At 37.9% G+C, this 18,179-nt stretch carries 16 protein-coding genes; 10 read left to right on the forward strand and 6 right to left on the reverse strand.

The window, feature by feature from the left end; all coding sequences use genetic code 11:
• Positions 1-4 precede the first annotated feature (4 nt).
• A complete protein-coding gene (locus ACWIB3_RS12300; protein WP_454291731.1) occupies positions 5-1,336 on the forward strand; it encodes an efflux RND transporter periplasmic adaptor subunit in 1,332 nt (443 codons plus the stop codon).
• 1,419 nt (positions 1,337-2,755) lie between these two features.
• The gene (locus ACWIB3_RS12305) at positions 2,756-3,355 is read left to right on the forward strand and encodes a hypothetical protein (protein ID WP_313258460.1); all 600 of its coding nucleotides are present in this window, start codon (positions 2,756-2,758) and stop codon (positions 3,353-3,355) included.
• Between the two features lie 2 nt (positions 3,356-3,357).
• On the opposite strand, the gene ACWIB3_RS12310 is transcribed toward ACWIB3_RS12305, so the two are convergent.
• Entirely contained in the window at positions 3,358-4,833 is a 1,476-nt protein-coding gene (locus tag ACWIB3_RS12310) for a glycoside hydrolase family 130 protein (protein WP_454291732.1), read from the reverse strand.
• 169 nt (positions 4,834-5,002) lie between these two features.
• Here ACWIB3_RS12310 and ACWIB3_RS12315 point away from each other — a divergent pair, with 169 nt between their 5' ends.
• From ACWIB3_RS12315 to ACWIB3_RS12340, 6 genes are all read left to right on the forward strand, one after another.
• Positions 5,003-6,205, forward strand: coding sequence for a glycosyltransferase family 4 protein (locus ACWIB3_RS12315; protein ID WP_454291733.1), 1,203 nt, complete (start codon positions 5,003-5,005; stop codon positions 6,203-6,205).
• A 9-nt stretch (positions 6,206-6,214) separates the two neighbouring features.
• Positions 6,215-7,312: a hypothetical protein gene (locus tag ACWIB3_RS12320; protein WP_454291734.1), complete on the forward strand. Its 1,098-nt coding sequence runs from the start codon at positions 6,215-6,217 to the stop codon at positions 7,310-7,312.
• Between the two features lie 87 nt (positions 7,313-7,399).
• Entirely contained in the window at positions 7,400-7,579 is a 180-nt protein-coding gene (locus ACWIB3_RS12325; RefSeq protein WP_185211687.1) for a hypothetical protein, read from the forward strand.
• A gap of 30 nt (positions 7,580-7,609) precedes the next feature.
• The gene (locus ACWIB3_RS12330; RefSeq protein ID WP_454291735.1) at positions 7,610-8,650 is read left to right on the forward strand and encodes a DNA topoisomerase IB; all 1,041 of its coding nucleotides are present in this window, start codon (positions 7,610-7,612) and stop codon (positions 8,648-8,650) included.
• Positions 8,651-8,747: 97 nt separating this feature from the next.
• Positions 8,748-9,203: a ferritin-like domain-containing protein gene (locus tag ACWIB3_RS12335; protein WP_254529146.1), complete on the forward strand. Its 456-nt coding sequence runs from the start codon at positions 8,748-8,750 to the stop codon at positions 9,201-9,203.
• 581 nt (positions 9,204-9,784) lie between these two features.
• A complete protein-coding gene (locus tag ACWIB3_RS12340) occupies positions 9,785-10,876 on the forward strand; it encodes a sensor histidine kinase (RefSeq protein ID WP_313258470.1) in 1,092 nt (363 codons plus the stop codon).
• On the opposite strand, the gene ACWIB3_RS12345 is transcribed toward ACWIB3_RS12340, so the two are convergent.
• The gene (locus tag ACWIB3_RS12345; RefSeq protein ID WP_237235549.1) at positions 10,877-11,566 is read right to left on the reverse strand and encodes a DUF421 domain-containing protein; all 690 of its coding nucleotides are present in this window, start codon (positions 11,564-11,566) and stop codon (positions 10,877-10,879) included.
• 82 nt (positions 11,567-11,648) lie between these two features.
• Between ACWIB3_RS12345 and ACWIB3_RS12350 the strand changes: the two genes are divergently transcribed.
• Positions 11,649-12,545 carry an SDR family oxidoreductase gene (locus ACWIB3_RS12350; protein WP_454291736.1) on the forward strand — a complete coding sequence of 299 codons (897 nt, stop codon included), beginning with the start codon at positions 11,649-11,651 and terminating at the stop codon, positions 12,543-12,545.
• Here the strand turns inward: ACWIB3_RS12350 and ACWIB3_RS12355 are convergent.
• Entirely contained in the window at positions 12,538-13,041 is a 504-nt protein-coding gene (locus ACWIB3_RS12355) for a CinA family protein (RefSeq protein WP_254529142.1), read from the reverse strand. The genes ACWIB3_RS12350 and ACWIB3_RS12355 overlap by 8 nt on opposite strands.
• A 113-nt stretch (positions 13,042-13,154) precedes the next feature.
• On the opposite strand from ACWIB3_RS12355, the gene ku reads away from it, so the two are divergent.
• On the forward strand, positions 13,155-13,907 hold the full coding sequence (gene ku, locus ACWIB3_RS12360) for a non-homologous end joining protein Ku (RefSeq protein WP_185211681.1): 753 nt from the start codon (positions 13,155-13,157) through the stop codon (positions 13,905-13,907).
• Here ku and ligD read toward each other — a convergent pair.
• From ligD to ACWIB3_RS12375, 3 genes are read right to left on the reverse strand one after another with little or no spacing between them, the layout of a single operon-like run.
• Positions 13,904-16,387, reverse strand: coding sequence for a DNA ligase D (gene ligD / locus ACWIB3_RS12365; RefSeq protein WP_454291737.1), 2,484 nt, complete (start codon positions 16,385-16,387; stop codon positions 13,904-13,906). The genes ku and ligD overlap by 4 nt on opposite strands.
• 42 nt (positions 16,388-16,429) lie before the next feature.
• Entirely contained in the window at positions 16,430-17,089 is a 660-nt protein-coding gene (locus tag ACWIB3_RS12370) for a response regulator (protein ID WP_454291738.1), read from the reverse strand.
• Positions 17,090-17,092: 3 nt separating this feature from the next.
• Positions 17,093-18,172 carry a sensor histidine kinase gene (locus ACWIB3_RS12375; RefSeq protein WP_454291739.1) on the reverse strand — a complete coding sequence of 360 codons (1,080 nt, stop codon included), beginning with the start codon at positions 18,170-18,172 and terminating at the stop codon, positions 17,093-17,095.
• Positions 18,173-18,179: the final 7 nt, after the last annotated feature.

Raw genomic sequence — 18,179 nt, forward strand, 5'->3', positions numbered from 1 at the left:
GCTTATGCAATCCATCAATAAAACCAAACAACTATTACTCTGCTTAGGCTTTGCATGCATATTATCTTCCTGTAATAGCAGTTCTACTAAATCAGAAAAAGCTGCGGAGACTGAAGAAGGTCATGAACATGAACATGGCGCTACGGAAAAAACAACTATCACTTCCCTAACAGAGGAACAGATCAAGGAGGTGGGCATTCTATTTGGACAGATCGAACAGAAAAATCTGACGGCCAGGATCACTGCCAACGGGGTATTAAATGTACCCAATAACAACCGTTCCAACGTCACCCCTTTATACGGAGGCGTAATTCAATCCCTGAATGTTCAATTAGGAAATCATGTCAGGAAGGGACAAACGATAGCGACCATTATCAATCCGCAGTTCATCCAACTTCAAGAAGACTATCTCAATGCCAACAATGAAATCCAAGCTGCTGAACAGGAGCTTCAACGTCAGCAAGAACTAAATGCCGGCAATGCAGGGGTAAAAAGAAACCTTCAAAACGCAGTGAGCAACCTGAATATATTAAGGACTAAAAAAGCCTCTTCCGCCAAACAACTCCAACTCTTGGGGATAAACCCCAATGCCATCTCAACTTCTAATCTGAGGTCTGCATTAACTATCACGAGCCCAATCAATGGAGTGGTATCCAATATTTTTGCTAAACTGGGCAGCTATGTAGATGTCTCCTCTCCTATAGTAGAAGTAGTTGACAATAGCATGATCCACCTAGACCTGCAGGTTTTTGAAAGGGATTTGCCTAAGTTAAAGGTAGGACAGGAAATCAGTTTTACCACGACCAACAATCCGAGTAAGAACTATACCGCAAGGATATCGCAAATTGGGGCTTCATTTGAAAATGAAAGCAAGACCATCGCCATCCATAGTATGGTCATTGGAGACAAATCTGGTCTGATTGACGGCATGAATACCTCGGGTTCCATAAGTGTGGAAGATGTCACAACAGCGGCAGTGCCTGACGAGGCTATAGTAGAATCAGAGGGAAAAACCTTCATTTTTATCGAAACTGATAAAAAACCGGAAGCAGAACATAAAGACCATGAACATGCTGCTGGCGAGGAACATGACCACGCAGGCGAACATGAACACCCCGAAGAGCCACATGTTCAGAAGGAAGGTGAAGAACATAGTCATACTGAGACCTCCAAACCTATTAATTTTGAAAAAATAGAAGTTGTTAGAGGCGTTTCCAGTATGGGCTATACCGGTATTACCCCAATTATTGAAATACCAGCTAACAGCAGGATCGTAATAAAGAATGCTTTCTTTATCAATGCCAAAATGGTAGGTACAGTTGGGCATAGCCATTAAGGCACTCTCATATTACCCCAATAAAGAAAAGGGTTTTGGAAGTAATTTTCCAAACCTTTTTCTTAATTTTATAACCTAATTAATTGCCTGATTAAATAGGGTAAAATCTTTATTGAAATTTTAAAATAAGCAATCTGCTCCATAGCAGTTGGAATTGGACCTCACTTTGGTTTCATTCGAGACATATTTCGAATTTTCCGAATATGCCTCGAACAAGAGCAAAAGTATACCCGAAGCTCGTTCTCGATTTCGAGAATTTTCAGTTTTCACAAAATTTAATAGAAGTTGATGAGAAGGGCGGTTAATCGCAAAAATTCCTTTCTTTTCCGGTGTCAAACTGAGAAATAAAAATTTGCGCAAAATTTATCGGAAGGTTATGACAGCAGGTTGGCAATGAAAATAAATTAGCTCTTTTATATTTTTAAATATAGAACCCCTTTTGGGGTTCCATTATTTTAGCTGCTATGGCACGCTAACCTGGAAGTCGCGCAAAAACGATGTTCGATTAATCGAACATCGTTTTTGCATTAGCCCTATATTGTTTACCATCCATGCTAAAATAATTCTGCCCTTCTAGGGCAGTTTGTCGCAAAAAAGAGATTTTTCTGGAAAACAAATATGTGCCTGAATGGCTAGAAAACACATTTCTATTAAACTTGTCATTTGTACAAAGGAAGGATCTTGGAACCATACAAACCTTAATTGAACTGGTTCACAGTTCCTTAACCTTCGGTTTCCCCTTCCTGTCATCATGACGAAGGAAGGATCTCGGATCCACACAAACCTTAATTGCACTGGTTCACAGCCCCTTAATCAGATAAGGATAACAGGATCTTTTGGAAGAGAACAGTACAGATTCTTCACTGATCGTTCAAATTCGCAAATCCGTTAAACAGGGATTCAGAGTGAAGCGAAGAATCTATTTTTTGGTGTTTTTTAGGATCGTTGTCAACCCGAAATCGTAAGATGAGGGAACTATTTTTCTTGATCTGATTGATTCTGGGATTTTCAGAAAAACATTTCACCCACGCTGTGGGTTGGCCGTTATTAGCCATCATTAATCTACAAAGATTCCACCCCCGATGGGGGTTCAGTGATTGATATAATTTATTTTGAATGCTTGCATTTTTCCGAGATGTTTCGTTCCTCAACATGACAAAAAAAACATAATTACATGCCCCAACGGAGCCATTAACCGCAAAAATTCTTTTTATTTCCGGTGTCATCCTGACGCAGGAAGGATCTCGGAACCAGACAAACCTTAATTGCACTGGTCCAAAACCCCTTAACCTTCGGTAAAGCATGACAATGCCTTTTGTAGGTGAACTGTACCGATTCTTCACTGATCGCCCAAAATTAAGGTAGCTTAAAGAGCCAACTATTATTCATGTAACTTGTTAATAAAGAAAGATCAATGCGATGAAACATTTTATTCCGGCCCAGCATAAAGGCAAAGACATGGATATCTCCGATTCCATAGAATTTGAGAATGAAATCCAGGCAAAGAATTTTTACTTAGAAGCGAAGAACAGGCTATTGGAGATCAACAATTGGGATCAAGTGGCGAAGGTTCCAGTTTCGACCTTTGAGCATTTGGATGCCTTTGGAAAGCATTCGGAGGAAAAGCCACAAGAAGGGGATTTTGTGAAAATTGACATCCCAGGACCTGGATTATGGACTGCCTCTGGGTATGATTACGTACAGATAGAACAGATCAATGAATCATCAGACAGCTCCCATGATCTCATTACACTAACCTTAAGGCCGAGCGCTATGCCACATCAGGAAGATGACCACGAAACCAAGCATTTCTTCAAAAACATGGCAACTTCTAGTTTTCAGGTCAAAAGGGATGGAAAGACCGTGGAAGCATCCTATTTTGGTCGAAATGAAATGATGAACTTGGATCTCGACTCGCTATTGGACCGATTAAGGAATTTATTCGTTGCCCTAGGAGCCAAGTTAGGTGCCTCCTATCCGCAATGGAAATCCCTGATCGAAGGTATCCTACAAAAGTAAACCTAGGGATTTCCTTCCTCCAACAAGGTGTTGAGCAATTCATCTAAGCATATCGTTGCATAAGTAGACTCATGGTCAGAATATGCATATGGCAAAATCAATTGATTGTTATGGATGATCTGTCCGCAGGAATAGAGCACATTCGGCACATATCCATTTCTTTCTTCTTCATTGGCAAACAACAGTGGTTCTGTTAATTTTCCCAGGACTTTGCTGGGATCATGTAGGTCGAGAAGCATGGCGCCGATCACATATTCTCGCATGGGACCTACAGAGTGGGTAATGACCAGCCAACCTTTCTCCGTTTCGAGAGGAGATCCACAATTCCCAACTTGGATAAACTCCCAAGGAAACTCAGGTTCAGCGACCAAATGGATTTCACCATGCCAATTGGTAATGGAATCGGAGAAGGATACATAACTGTTTTCTCCATCTATCCGGCAGAGCATGACATATTTCCCATTGATCTTTCGAGGAAAAAGTGCAGCCCCTTTATTAGCAATTTTCCCGTTGATAGGTTGAACCTTGAAGTTGATGAAATCTTTGGTCGAAAGCAGTTTGGGGAGGATGGTATGGCCATCATATGCGGTATAAGTTGCATAATAGGTTGTATTGCCTTTTTCGCTTTTGAAAGCTACAAATCTCGCATCTTCAATCCCATTTTTTTCGGTATCACTTATCGGAAAAATCACTCGTTCAGAAATCGATGTATCCAAGGAATACGAAATCTCATAATGTGATGAGGCCAACCACATGATCTGATGCATCAGAATCTGATTATCATGGGTCATCTCATTATCTTCTTCAATTTCCTTGACAAATCGCATCAGTTCATCATAGGTAAAAGTCTCCGTCAATTTCTTTTCAATGATTACTTTAATATCATCCTGAACGGTATGCATTTGCATCAGTTTCTCTATAAAATCATCTTTCTTATATCGGTAATTCTTGACATGCTTAGGTTTATCCAATAAAATACCTACTTCATCAAGTTCGATGTTCAGATTTTTGTCGATGATTCCCGAACGGAAAACGATGGAAGATAAATGCCCTTCACCAACTGCCCTAAAGCTCAATATTACCCTTTTCTCTCCTTCATGCGTTTGGGATTGGTCCGGTGAAATCACGATGGACGGATTGAAGTAGGCAGCAGCTTCAATAGAATATTCCATGGTAAAATACGAACCGATCAGCAATTTCTCAACTTCCGTTAATTTCTTGGCATCAATCTGGAGGTCTTTGAGTTCCTGGGCCTTGAGTTTATAGTTTCGCTCCAATACATTCAAAACACTGCGATGCCTACGTGCATAATTTCTTAAAATCTGGGTGATCAATGCATTCTTCTTTTCATCGCTTAATTTCATTACCCTTTCAATAATCCTTTTTGACCTTTCGGGTGAAAGGTTGAATCGGCGAGCCAATACCCTATCCAACTTTGGTTTAAAAAGTATATTCTTTCGGTTTATTGTTATTCCCATTATAGTTTTGATTAAAAGTCAACAACTTATTTATAACGATTAAAAACTGGTCTTGTTTAATCTTTGTCATATTTAATTTTTCTGAAGGATGGACCTGAACAATTTCCTGTTATGGAATGTTCAACACATAGTAAAGAATTAATTATAAACAATTTGCAAAAGGATATCTATGAAAATTTTGATTATTGGCACTTACCCGCCTAGGAAATGTGGAATAGCAACTTTTACGCATGATTTATTTAACTCCATCATGGATAATTCCAATGAAGTTGATGTCATCGCTATCACCGACGGTTCTGAACATTCATTTCCTCCTGAGGTTAAAAGGACCATTAGAAGAAATGAAAAAATAGATTATTTAGAATCAGCAGATTGGGCAAACAAACAACGCTACGATTGTTGCATATTGCAGCATGAATTCGGAATTTTCGGAGGTGAGGCGGGAGAATTCATTTTGGATTTCATGCTACGGGTCAACTTTCAAATAATCAGCAATCTGCATACTATCCTTCAAAATCCCAATCCTCAAGAGTTCAGGGTCATCCAAAAATTAAGCATCCTTAGTGATAAGATTACGGTCATGACTCAGCGGGGAATTGAAATGATGGAAACAGTTTACCATGTCAACCCCAATCGACTTACATTGATTCCACATGGTGTCCCGAACTTTAAGTTAAGCAAGGCAGAAGCAAAATCAATTTTAGGTCTGGAAGATAAAAAGGTCATGCTATCATTCGGACTACTGGGAAGAAGCAAGGGGTATGAAATCGCCATTGAAGCTACCTCAAAAATCCGTTCGGACAATTTTGTTTATATCATTCTCGGTGCTACCCACCCAAATGTTTTAAAAGAGGAAGGAGATACTTATAAGAATAGTTTGATGCAACAGGCTGGCAATCTTAATCTTTCAGGCAAGGTGTTTTTTGTGAATCACTTTGTAAATGATGAGACATTACAACAATATCTTAAAGCCTGTGATATCTATGTAACGCCATATCCAAATGAAAGCCAAATGAGCAGTGGGACCCTATCCTTTGCACTTGGTGCTGGAGCGGCCGTAATTTCAACGCCATATTGGTATGCCAAGGATCTTTTGGCTGAAGGTAGAGGGGTGCTATTTGATTTCAATGATGCTTCAGGATTGGCAAATTGCATCAATGAATTGATTGAAAAGCCATCGTTGATGGAAAGTTATCAAAAGCGAGCTGAAAGTTTTGGTAAATCCATGTCTTGGATAAATGTGGGGAAACTACATTTGAGCTTAATATCTTCCATTCTTAATCCGAAAGCAAAAATTCAGAGCATAATAAACCAAGATAAAACAATGAAGTTCCTAGATCCTGGAAAATCTAAGAACTTAATTTCTTCATAACGCTACTTCATGATGGAGAAAAATCATGTGGAAAGAACAAGTATGACGAAAACTTTGAAGGGTTTCTTCGAGAGAGTACCAAGGGTGGATTTTTCCTACATTGAAATTTTGACAAAACCTACTGGAATCATTCAGCATGCAAAATTCAATATCCCAGATTATCATCACGGCTATTGTTTGGATGATAATTGCAGGGCCCTGTTATTATTTTGTAAAGCATTTAATCATTTAGAACCCAAGTACAGAAATAAGTATATCAGTATTTATTTATCATTTATCCATTATGCCCAAAAATCCGATGGTACCTTTAGGAACTTTATGTCCTTTGACCATGCTTTTTTGGAGCGGATAGGTTCTGAGGATAGTTTTGGGAGAACCATATGGGCCTTAGGCTATCTACTTTCTAGAGAGGAAATAGCCAACTTCCATGCTATTGCCAAGGAAATATTTGATCGTGCCTTTCCGCATATGGAAAACTGCGAATCAGTCAGGGCCATTGCATACCAGATCTTAGGGCTTATACATTACCTTGAAAAATTTCCTGAAGATGAGAAAATCCAAAAACAGCTCCAAAGTTCATGTCAATTTTTAATGAATGAGTATCATGCTGCTCAGGATGAGAATTGGAATTGGTTTGAGGAAGTGATTTCCTACGACAATGCCATTCTTCCGTTGAGTTTATTAAGGGCATCGCGCTTTTTCAGGAACAAGGAGCTTGAAAAAGTTGCCTTGCACAGCAGCTGCTACTTGGACCAAGTCATCTTTCAAAAAGGATATTTTGCAAGTATCGGCAACACGGGTTGGCTGAAAAAGGATGGTTCTCTTAGCGATTATGGTCAACAGCCTATAGAAGTCTCCAGTACGATCATGCTTTATGATGAACTGAACCATCATGAGACAGGCATTAATTGTCCAGAAAGGGTCCTTCAGGCATTTTCATGGTTTTTAGGTATCAATATGACTGGAGAAGCATTATTTGATTATCAAAACATGGCATGTTTCGATGGATTGGAAGAATATGGGGTCAACAAAAATCAAGGAGCGGAAAGCAATCTATCTTTTTGGCTATCTTATTTAGACACAATAAATTACATTCATTTTAAGTAGGTATTTTCCTTGGAAAACAAGTATTTAAAACATAAACATATTGTATTTTCAGGTGTTATTTAATTAACATCGAACATGGAGGAAAACATGAAAAAACAAGGAAATACAGCAGTAGATAAACATCCCCATAACAAAAACTCATTGGATTCCAGAAGTACCAACATTAAAGCTGATCCGTCAAAAGAAAGTACTAAGTCAAATGGTAATTCACAAGCAGAAACAACAGATAATTCTGGAAAACAATCTAATGAAAAAAGGGAGAAATGATTAATGTCCTCCGGAATCATTAATTAAAAAATGGAAAAATCCTTTACCCACAGTTCAATCGATAAGATTAAAGGCCTTAAGTATGTTGACAGTAATATTACCGGTTTTTCAAGAATTAAAAAGGGTAAAGGGTTTTCCTTTGTTGACCAAAATAAAAAACCTATTTCAGACGATAAAACCCTTACTAGGATCAAATCCTTGGTCATACCTCCGAATTGGAAGAAAGTTTGGATCTGTCCCTATAAAACTGGTCATTTACAGGCCACAGGCTACGATATAAAAGGCAGAAAACAATATATCTATCATCCCAAATGGAAAGCTCTGCGAAAGGAAGATAAATTTGCCATGCTCCTACCCTTCGCTCGAGGTCTCGGTAAATTAAAAAAACAGATCAGGAAAGATTTAAAGCGCAAAGAAATTGACCTTCAAAAAGTAACAGCTTTGGCTCTACAGATCATGGATCTAACCTCCATGCGAGCTGGCAATCAATTTTATGAGAAAGAGAACGGATCCTTTGGATTGACTACATTGAAAAATCGACATCTATCCATCGATAAAAATAAGATCTGTTTTAAATATATAGGTAAGAAGGGTGTTCCTCAAGAAAAAAAAATAACCGCTAAAAACTTAGCCAGTTTATTGAAAAAGGTAAAAGCTATACCTGGACAGCAATTATTTCAATTTGAAGATAGTAACCGTAAAATCCAGCAATTGGATTCTGGACATTTAAATGCATATCTATACCATGTTTATCACCAGCACATTACCTGCAAAACATTTAGGACTTGGAATGCCTGTTATCTATGCCTAGAAATATTTTTAAACAGCGAATATTCCGAAGACCCAAAACAGCGCCATAATCAGGTTCAAGAAACCGTCAAAGTGGTAGCCAAAGAATTGGGGAACAGTAAAGGCATAGCGTTAAAGCATTACATCCTGCCAGAAATAATCTGTCTGTATGAAGATGGAAGTTTAAGTAACTGGATAAGAAAAAATAAAAGCATGCCCACAGGGTCAAGGGCTAAAAGAATCCAAGATAGATTATTAAAAATTATTACATCAAAAACATAGGCAGTATTTACACATCAATTAAGGGACAAATACCTGAATATGAAAAAGTTAAAACTATGAAGTACGTTAAATGGTTCAATATTTAAAATATATAGCCATGGAAAATAACGAAAAGAAAATAGACTTAGTGAATCGAGCAGTTGAAATAAACAATGACCGTATTAAAGGGTATAAGAAAGCAATAGAAATTGCAGGCGATGCGAATCTACGGGAGTTACAGGTTTTGTTTCAGCAATACATTGAGCAATCACGTCAATTTATCATTGAGTTAAGCCCTTGCTTAGAGCAGTTTGGGCAAGAGCCGACAGAGGACAGTAATTTTACCGGTAAAATTTTCAGGATTTGGATGGATATCAAATCTGCCATTTCACCTTCCATTTCTCAGGCAATCTTGGAGAGTTGCGAGAAAGGTGAGGATGAATTCAAAGAAACCTATAAGGAAATTTTAAGCGATAGTTTAGATGACTATCAAGACTTGACAGGGATTCTGCAGCAACAACTTGCTACTCAATTGGAAGCTCATCAACACATCAAAGAGTTAAGAGATTTTTAATAAGTACTCAAACACCCATTTCCATATTGACAGGCAGAAGAAACCTCAATTCTTTTGCCTGTATTTATTTTCTACAAATAAATAGAAAATAAATACGGTTTTTACAGAGTAAAATACGGTTTTTTAGGGCTTTTGACGTTCAGAAATAATTTAAGTTGTATTTTAATTGAAAGGAAAAAACAATGGATTCAAGTTTACTAACTATTTTTTTGATCCTTATCTGTGTTTTAGTATTGGGATATGCCGTATATGGCATCCGTTCAAAACGGCGAAATAAAAATTAATTTCAGAAATTTCATCCGTTTATAAAGCGCTGATTTTTAACAGATTTCATAATCTACAGTTTGATTTGATATTATTACAGTAATCGTTTATTTATAAAACCTTCATTTTCCTAAAACCCTCCTGCTCTCCGCTTGAGGGTTTTTCCTTGAGGAAATATTTTAAAAATAGGTTTAAAATCTATCCAGCATTTTACGGTTAACCGGAATTTGAGATAGAATCCCTTCTTCCTTGTTGCCTTGTGAGTAACCTAAAATTCAATAAATTTATTGTTTTGCAATCGTATTCGTAATAATTCTATGCTACCTGAAGATTACAAATTTTTAAACGAAATCCTTAATTATTCTCCGTTAGCGACTGCTATATACGATAGTCCTGATTTACGTATTGCTTTTGTCAATGAGGCTATGTTAGAAATGTGGTGCGCCAAGCGGGATATTAGCGGTAAACTATTCAGTGAAGTTTTTCCTTCCTTCAAAGAAAGTGGATTTTCAGCAATATTGGAAAATGTATGGCATAGCGGAAAGAGTTATACCGCAACAGATAAAGAGGCTGAAATCCTGAAGGACGGAATTCCAATCAAACGTTTTTTTGATTTTGAATATAAGGCCTTAACGGATGAGAACAATAAGACCTATGCTATATTACATACTTCTATCGATGTAACAGAGAAAAATGTTGCACTCAAAACCATTGAATCCCATGTTCAGCATTTAAATTATAATAATGAATTGGAATTGATTACCAATACCTTAGTGCATGATGCCAAAAACCCAATTTCCATTGCAAGGATTGCTATAGAAAATATCCGTAAAAAGCATTTGGATCAAAACAATGATTTCAAGGACTGGTTATATGTGATTGAAGATGCCCTTTGCAGCTTGACACAGATCATCGACAAAACCTCTCTTTTGAGCGAGGCAAGAACATATAAAATTGGCAAAAAGGTAGTTCATATTTCGGAGAAGGTTAACCATTGGATCAATGAGGCCAAATTTATTCACCAGGTAACAGAACTGAAAATAGATTTGGGAGAATTACATCCCATTAATGCTGAGCCAAACTCCTTAAATCAGGTCTTTTCTAACCTTATTAATAATGCCATCAAGTATTCCTCTCAAAAAGATCAACCTATGTTGAGTATTGATAGCGAAAGGGATGAAAATGGGATTTATTATTATATCAGGGATAATGGGATTGGAATACCAACAGCTGATATGGGCGAAATATTTTCCAATATGCATAGAGCTTCGAATGCAGGTAATTTCCACGGTAACGGAATAGGTTTGTTCATCGTAAAGCGGATGATGGAAAAGCTTCAGGGAAAAATAGAAGTAAGCAGTGAGATCAATCAAGGAACAGCGGTCAAACTCTATTTTCCCGATAATTGATTAAGGGGTCAAAGTATTGATAGCTTTTGTCCAGCGTTTTTTTTGGCATACCGGGCAAGTTAAATTTTGACCTACTACTGCCATCACCTTGCCACAGTACATACAGGCAAATGGACCTTCTTCGGGCTGGAGCGGTTCAATCTCAATATAATCGTCTGGAAAAAGTGGAAGACCAAACTTAATATTTTCATTACTGAAGCGGATAATACTCATGCTGCCATCTGTTTCTAAAACTGCTGTTCGGACTTGACCTAGATGTTCGATGGATTCATTCCTCAGCTCTGCGAAGAATTCCATTTTTGAGAAGCTGCTTATATTTTCTTCATTGACGGCAAATTCGCCATCCCTTACCACGACAAAGGGATCACCTTCCATGATTTTGTTCACAAAACTGAACTTTGCTGTCAACCAGGTAATCCCTTTGTAAAGCAAAATAACGGTTAGAAAAACCAGGATAGCGTGTAATATCGGGAGGTCATCCTGAAACATAGGGTCACCGGCTGCAGAACCTAAGCCTAAGATAATAGCCACTTCAAATAATGTCAATTGCCTCACCCCTCTTCTTCCAGAAATACGAAGGATAATCAAAATCAGCAGGAACATGATCAAAGTCCTCAAAACAATCTCGACCAACAATTCGGAACTTGCTCCATCAAATAAAATCTTGTATAAGCTGTTTTCTTGCATCATGATGAATTGTTTTTTAGCAGAACGATTATCGGGTAGAATTGTTCTATTCACGGAACATAACAACAAAAAATCAGAAGAAGCTATGAAGAAGAAAGGACAAGAAACGAATAATCCAGAGACAAAATATCCAGCACCTCCATTTAAGAAACAGCCACAATCCCCTCCTGGGGAAACGAAATTAATGGATCCTTTACCCGATCATGGCGAGAACAGCTATGTTGGGCATGGATTAATGGATGGGAAAGTTGTGATCATTACTGGCGGTGATTCGGGTATTGGCAAGGCAATCGCCATCGCCATGGCCAGAGAAGGCGCTGATATAGTCATTGCCTATAAGGATGAAATAGAGAACGAAGATGCCTATGATACTGCCGAATGGGTTAAACAAGCTGGTTCGAAGGTCATTCTATTTAAGGCTGATCTAAGTGAAGAACTCAATTGTAAAAAACTCGTTGAGCAATGTATCACGGAATTTAAAAAAATAGATGTCCTTATAAACAATGCGGCCTATCAGATGACCTATAAGGATATTGAAGATATCACTGCGGAAGAATGGAACAAAACATTTGAAGTAAATTTAAGTGCGATGTTTTATTTGGTAAAATATGCAAAAAAGTATATCCCTGCTGGCGGAAGTATTATCAATACGACCTCGGTGAATGCTTATGATCCTAACCCAACCTTGTTGCCTTATGCAGCCAGTAAGGCCGCCATACAAAACTTCACCTCTAGCTTGGCGCAGAAATTCCTTGAGGAAAACACAGGCATTCGGGTAAATGCCGTTGCTCCAGGTCCTATTTGGACACCATTGATTCCCAGTACGATTCCCGACCATGAAAAATTTGGAAGCAATACGCCTATGGGCAGACCTGGACAACCCGCAGAGATTGCTCCCATATATGTATTCCTTGCTTCAGATGCGGCATCCTATATTTCAGGAGCTACAATCCCAGCAACCGGTGGAAGGGTTACTATTTAGCTGTTAGTTCAAACTCTAATTCCAATAAATCTAAACAGGCATTGAATGCACAAATAAATACATCGGCTGCATTGCTTTCTGAAAAATGATATTTTTTAGATATTATTTTACCCTTATTGGAAATAGAAAGAAAGACGTCACCAGTCTCACACTGATTTTTTTGGGTCTGCTTGACATCATAGGCTTTGCCCGTAATGGCTATGTGTATATCGGCAGGTATGGTAGCCATTATGCTCTTTAGCATGGCTTCAGTTACTTCCATGGATTCTGCCGAATAAGTTTCAAGAAGATTTTTAGGGACTTTTAAAACATGGGTTTTTACTTTTTCACTGAAACAGACAACTGAACCCTCAAGATATTCCCCAGCTTCGGTCTGCAAACTCCATATACTAGTAAAAAAGCCAGCAGGCATACTTTCTGCCAAGGATAGTTTTAATTTTTTTGATTGGAGGTATTCTCCAATCCTGTTTAATTTTTCTTCATTTATCTTCATCATAAAACAATAAATAATCCTTTTTATTCATCGAGAACAATCGAAGCTTAAAATCGTTCAGTGAGAAGCACTGAACTATATTTCCTAAAGATTGTTTATTAAAATAAAAACATCGTATGAAAGCTATTTGGACAGGAGCCATTGGGTTTGGATTAGTAAATATCCCTATCAAGATTTTTTCAGCCACGCAAAGCAGCAGTCTTGATTTAGATATGTTAGACCGCAAAGATCACGCAAATATCAAATACAAGAGGGTGAATGAAGATACGGGTAAGGAAGTAAGTTGGGACAATATCGTAAAGGGGTATTTATTGAAGGATAAATATGTGGTTTTGGAAGATGCCGACTTTGAGGAAGCTATGCCCGAAAAGAACAAAATGATCAATTTGCAAACCTTCGTCAAACTGCAAGAAATCGACAGTATATATTTTGACACTCCATACTATTTGGAGCCTCAAAAATCAGGGGAAAAAGCTTATCAATTATTATTACAGGCCTTGGAAAAAAGTAAAATGGCAGGTTTAGGGACCTTTGTTATGCGAAGTGTAGAAAACCTAGCGATCATTAAACCATACAAGAACATTCTCTTACTCAACAAACTCCGGTTTGAGGAAGAAATTAGGGATACGGAAGAGTTAAAAACACCTTCCAGTAAAATCTCTAAACAGGAGATGGATATGGCTCTTCAGCTCATCAAAATGAATAGTAAGGAATTTGATATCTCCGCTTTCAAAAATGAATATTCCAAGGAATTAATGAAAATCATCAATCAGAAGAGCAAAGGCAAACGCGCCACCATCCGAAAGATCAATGTGGAAAATACCAAAGCTACCGACCTATTGGAAAAATTAAAGGCCAGTTTGGCTTAAAATTTAGACAGGGCCTTTTTTATATCGACTTTACTGCTATTGAGGTCTTTCCAGGGATCCTCAATGCTGCTGGCTCGACCATAGACATTGAAAATATGGAAGTCTTGAATAGAAAGGTCATAATTCACTTCTTCCCAAAGAATGGGTGTACTGACTGTAGCATTAGGCTTGGGACGAACTGAATACGGTGCTACTATAGTCTGGCCTTCTTTATTTTGGAGATAATCGAGATAGATTAAGCCTTTTCTTTTTTTAGGATCCCGAACCAAGCTGGTCGTTTCAGGATGCATTTGATGAACCAATTCAGCAATAAATTGGATAAAATCCCTGACGACTTGGTAGTCATACTTACCTGCAACATTCATAAAGATATGTAATCCACTGGACCCAGAGGTCTTTATAAAACCAGGAATATTTCCTCTGTCCAAAATTTCCTTGCAGCTTAGGGCTACATCGATGGTATCTTCCCAATCTGCGCCATTTGGATCTAAATCCAAAACAGCATATTGCGGTTTTTCAGGCTTTTTGTAGGTAGAAAGCCATGGATTTATTTCGATAGATCCGAGGTTCACGATATAGAGTAGGCTTGGCAGATCATTACATAAAAGATAGTCAATGGTCTTAGATGTACTTTCAGAAAACACTTCGGTCGTCTTGAGCCAAGCTGGGATTTTATTAGGGTCAACATCTTTTTGGAAGAAGCTCTCTTTATCGATTCCATTAGGGAACCTATTCATGGAAATAGGTTTATCCTTCAAGTAGGGTAATATATAATCACCCATCTTTTCATAATAATCTAAAAGATCTCCTTTGCTGATTTTTTCTGTCGGCCAATAGAGTTTATCTAGATTGGTCAATTTGACCGTTTTTTTTCCAAATTTAAGTTCTTTGTCCATGATCTTATTTTCCTTTCTTGACACTTCGTTTGCAGGTTCTTCCTTGGTAGTTTCTTCGGCGGACTTATCATCTCGGATACCTTTGAAAACCGGATGACGCAGATGTTCGTCCAAGGTCCGTTCCGAAAAATAAACATCGCAAACCAATTGAGGCCTTAACCAAGTGACATCTTTCTCTTTGGCTATTTTTTCAGCCTTTGAAAAGGGTTTGGTCTGGGTCTGTAAGGGCTTAAATAAAGTAGAAAGCGATTTTAACAGTTCCTCATTAAACCCAGTACCACAATTGCCGATATATTTGAATTGACCTCCAGACTTGATCCCTAAAACTAATGCACCAAAATAAGACCGAGAACCTTCAGGTTTAGTGAATCCGCAGATAATGGCTTCCTGGGTATTTCGGATTTTTATCTTTAGCCATTTCCCACTCCTCTGGCCCATATCATAGGTGCTATCCTTAAGCTTAGCAATAATCCCTTCCCATTTTTGCTCCCTAACATAGGCTAAGAGGTCTTGATGTTCGGGGATTATTTCCTCAACCAATTTAATAAGTTGGAATTTATATTTGGAAATCAGGAGCCTTAGTATTTCTTTCCTTTCTGTTAAAGCATAAGATTTCAGGTCTACATCATCCAGATACAGGATATCAAAGACATAATAATAGAGTTGAAGGTTATTTTGTATAGGTTCTCCAGACTGAAGGTATTGAAATTGGGATATTCCCTGTTTATTTTCAATCACGATCTCACCATCAAGGACGCAAGGTCTGCTTAGGTTTTCGAGATCGTTGAGAATACTGGGGAATTTCTTGTTCAGGAGATTTCCATTTCTTGAGATTAATTTCTTTGTGCTGTCCAAAGCATAATAAAGCGAGCGAAAACCGTCAAATTTCTTCTCAAATAGCCAGTCGTGGGAATCAGGAATGGATTGGCTTAATTTTGCGAGCATGGGTTTCAGCTGTTTATCCTCGATGCTTTGGGACTTTTTTTTTACAGTTCCAGAATTAGCTTTGGTTGATTTTTTCTTAAAGTCTTTCCCTTCAGCCTTAACGGAATCACTGACCAACTTTTCCGCGTCAAAGGGTTTATCCGAAGAGAATTCATCTTTATGTTTGATCAAAAGCCAATTGTCGGAATCTGCTCCATTCATTCTGACGAGAGCAAAATCACCTTTCAGGATTTTCCCTTTCAAGGTAAACTTGATGTTTCCATTTTTCCATTGCTTTAGGAAATCCTTATCCGACGCTGCTTCCAAGGGGACATAAGTTCCTTCATCAAAGATACTAACTGTACCTGCGCCATAATTTCCCTTGGGAATATGGCCTTCAAAAGAGCCATAGCTTAATGGATGATCTTCGACCTGCACAGCCAATCGTTTGTCCTTAGGGTTTAGGGATGGTCCTTTTGGCACGGCCCAACTCTTCAGTGCGCCATCGATTTCTAGTCTGAAGTCATAATGTAGCCTACTGGCATGGTGCCTCTGAACGACAAAATGCTGGCCAGCAGATTTGATTTTTTCCTTTATAGCCTGAGGTTCGGCTGTCTGGGAGAAATCACGTTTTTTATTATATTGATCAAGGTTCGACATATTCAATGGAAGAACAAATCGAACCTTGATAAAGTTTAGAAATTATTGAATCAAGCCGTTCAGAACGGCATATTTAATCAGTGCGGGTGTATTCTTAGATTTTGTTTTATCAATTAGGTTTTGCCTATGTCCTTCAACGGTACGTTTAGATAAGAACAATTTTTTAGAGATTTCTAGGTTTGTGAGGCCTTCACCTAAGAGTTCCAAAACTTCCAATTCCCTGGATGTCAGATCAAGTGCTACCGGATCAAACTCGAGGTCTTTGCTCCTGTTTTTTTCAATACCAGAATTGATAAATCCAATAGCTAGCTCTTCGCATAGGTACTTCCCGCCCTGAGCCACGTGATTGATACAGAAAATAAGTTCGTCCGAACCCACATTTTTAACCAAATAGCCCTTTGCACCATATTCAAAAGCCTTGAACATATGCTGTTCACAGTCCAGCATAGTCAGTACTATGACCTTAATATGGGGGTATTTTGCGGTAACTTCTTGGATAAGCTGTAAACCGTCAAGATTGTTCATACCGAGGTCAGTTATGACAATATCGACCTCTAAATCTGAACTTAATGTTTGCAGGGCGTCCATGCCGTTACTGACATCGGCCACTACATTAAAATTTGTTTGGGAATTCAAAAGCAGCTTAATACCATTTCTAACCACTAAATGATCTTCAGCTAAAAGTATCTTAATTTCGCCCATTTTTTAAAATACGTTTAAAGTTATGTCCACTGCGGTTCCTTTTTTTAATTCCAAAATTTCTATTTCACCTTGATATAAATCAATTCTATTTTTAATACTCCTCAATCCAATTCCTTTTTTCATGCTATTTGCTAACTCCTCAGAAAAGCCAACACCATTGTCCTTAACCATTATTTGAATTTTATTTTCATTCATTCCTACTTTTACAGCGACTTTATTTGCATTGGAATGTTTCAGGCAATTATTCAATAGTTCTTGGACGATTCTATAGATCACTAACTTAACTTCTTGCTCTACCTCCTCAACTTTCTTGGTAATGACAGTGGTAATTTTGAAATCCGACATATCAATTCGGTTAACCATAAACTGGATTGCAGCCTTGAGTCCAAAATCATGGAGGACAGCAGGAACCAAGTCGATTGAGATATTCCGTATTTGCGCAATAGCATCGTTCAACATCAGTTTAATGTTCTGCATTTCATTTTTACTACCGACATTATCCTTTTCAAGGTGCTGAAGGTTTAATTTTATGGCATATAGGGTTTGGGCTACACTATCATGTAACTGGGTTCCTATCCTATATCTTTCTTGTTCTTGGGTATCAACAATGGCCTGAAACACTTCTTTTTTCAGTTCCACCCAATGATGGTGGGGATAAAATTTCTTATCAAAAAGGAGCATGCAATAATGCGGGTCCTGGAACTGATTGATATATTTTTTAATAAAGGTTTCAATTTTTAGGAAGGAACTTCTGTTTTTCTTGAATCTCAGATTGACCAACAATGGTTTTCTGGACTCATCTCTATTTTCAAAAATCCCCTTTAATCTATATGCATCTTCTGAGTTCAAAAACTCAAAAATATCTCTAGATATTAACTCCTTTCCTTTTAACCCAAATATGTAATCAAATCGCCCATTAACACGTATAACATGAAAGTTCTTGTCTAAAACAAGAATTGCAAAGGGCCCTTCCTTAAAGAAGACATCAAAGCACAAAAAATCACTTTTACAATCTTCTTGGAGGAGTGTATATCTTTTATTGTTAACAGAATTGTGAAATGAATCTTTTCTTGTAGTGAGCATGACTAAT

The sequence above is a fragment of the Sphingobacterium sp. NPDC055431 genome (assembly GCF_053644255.1).

Coding starts and splice junctions, on each gene's coding strand:
- ACWIB3_RS12300 (WP_454291731.1), top strand. CDS start 5: ATGCAATCCATCAATAAAACCAAACAACTATTACTCTGCTTAGGCTTT.
- ACWIB3_RS12305 (WP_313258460.1), top strand. CDS start 2,756: ATGAAACATTTTATTCCGGCCCAGCATAAAGGCAAAGACATGGATATC.
- ACWIB3_RS12310 (WP_454291732.1), bottom strand. CDS start 4,833: ATGGGAATAACAATAAACCGAAAGAATATACTTTTTAAACCAAAGTTG.
- ACWIB3_RS12315 (WP_454291733.1), top strand. CDS start 5,003: ATGAAAATTTTGATTATTGGCACTTACCCGCCTAGGAAATGTGGAATA.
- ACWIB3_RS12320 (WP_454291734.1), top strand. CDS start 6,215: ATGATGGAGAAAAATCATGTGGAAAGAACAAGTATGACGAAAACTTTG.
- ACWIB3_RS12325 (WP_185211687.1), top strand. CDS start 7,400: ATGAAAAAACAAGGAAATACAGCAGTAGATAAACATCCCCATAACAAA.
- ACWIB3_RS12330 (WP_454291735.1), top strand. CDS start 7,610: ATGGAAAAATCCTTTACCCACAGTTCAATCGATAAGATTAAAGGCCTT.
- ACWIB3_RS12335 (WP_254529146.1), top strand. CDS start 8,748: ATGGAAAATAACGAAAAGAAAATAGACTTAGTGAATCGAGCAGTTGAA.
- ACWIB3_RS12340 (WP_313258470.1), top strand. CDS start 9,785: ATGCTACCTGAAGATTACAAATTTTTAAACGAAATCCTTAATTATTCT.
- ACWIB3_RS12345 (WP_237235549.1), bottom strand. CDS start 11,566: ATGATGCAAGAAAACAGCTTATACAAGATTTTATTTGATGGAGCAAGT.
- ACWIB3_RS12350 (WP_454291736.1), top strand. CDS start 11,649: ATGAAGAAGAAAGGACAAGAAACGAATAATCCAGAGACAAAATATCCA.
- ACWIB3_RS12355 (WP_254529142.1), bottom strand. CDS start 13,041: ATGATGAAGATAAATGAAGAAAAATTAAACAGGATTGGAGAATACCTC.
- ku (WP_185211681.1), top strand. CDS start 13,155: ATGAAAGCTATTTGGACAGGAGCCATTGGGTTTGGATTAGTAAATATC.
- ligD (WP_454291737.1), bottom strand. CDS start 16,387: ATGTCGAACCTTGATCAATATAATAAAAAACGTGATTTCTCCCAGACA.
- ACWIB3_RS12370 (WP_454291738.1), bottom strand. CDS start 17,089: ATGGGCGAAATTAAGATACTTTTAGCTGAAGATCATTTAGTGGTTAGA.
- ACWIB3_RS12375 (WP_454291739.1), bottom strand. CDS start 18,172: ATGCTCACTACAAGAAAAGATTCATTTCACAATTCTGTTAACAATAAA.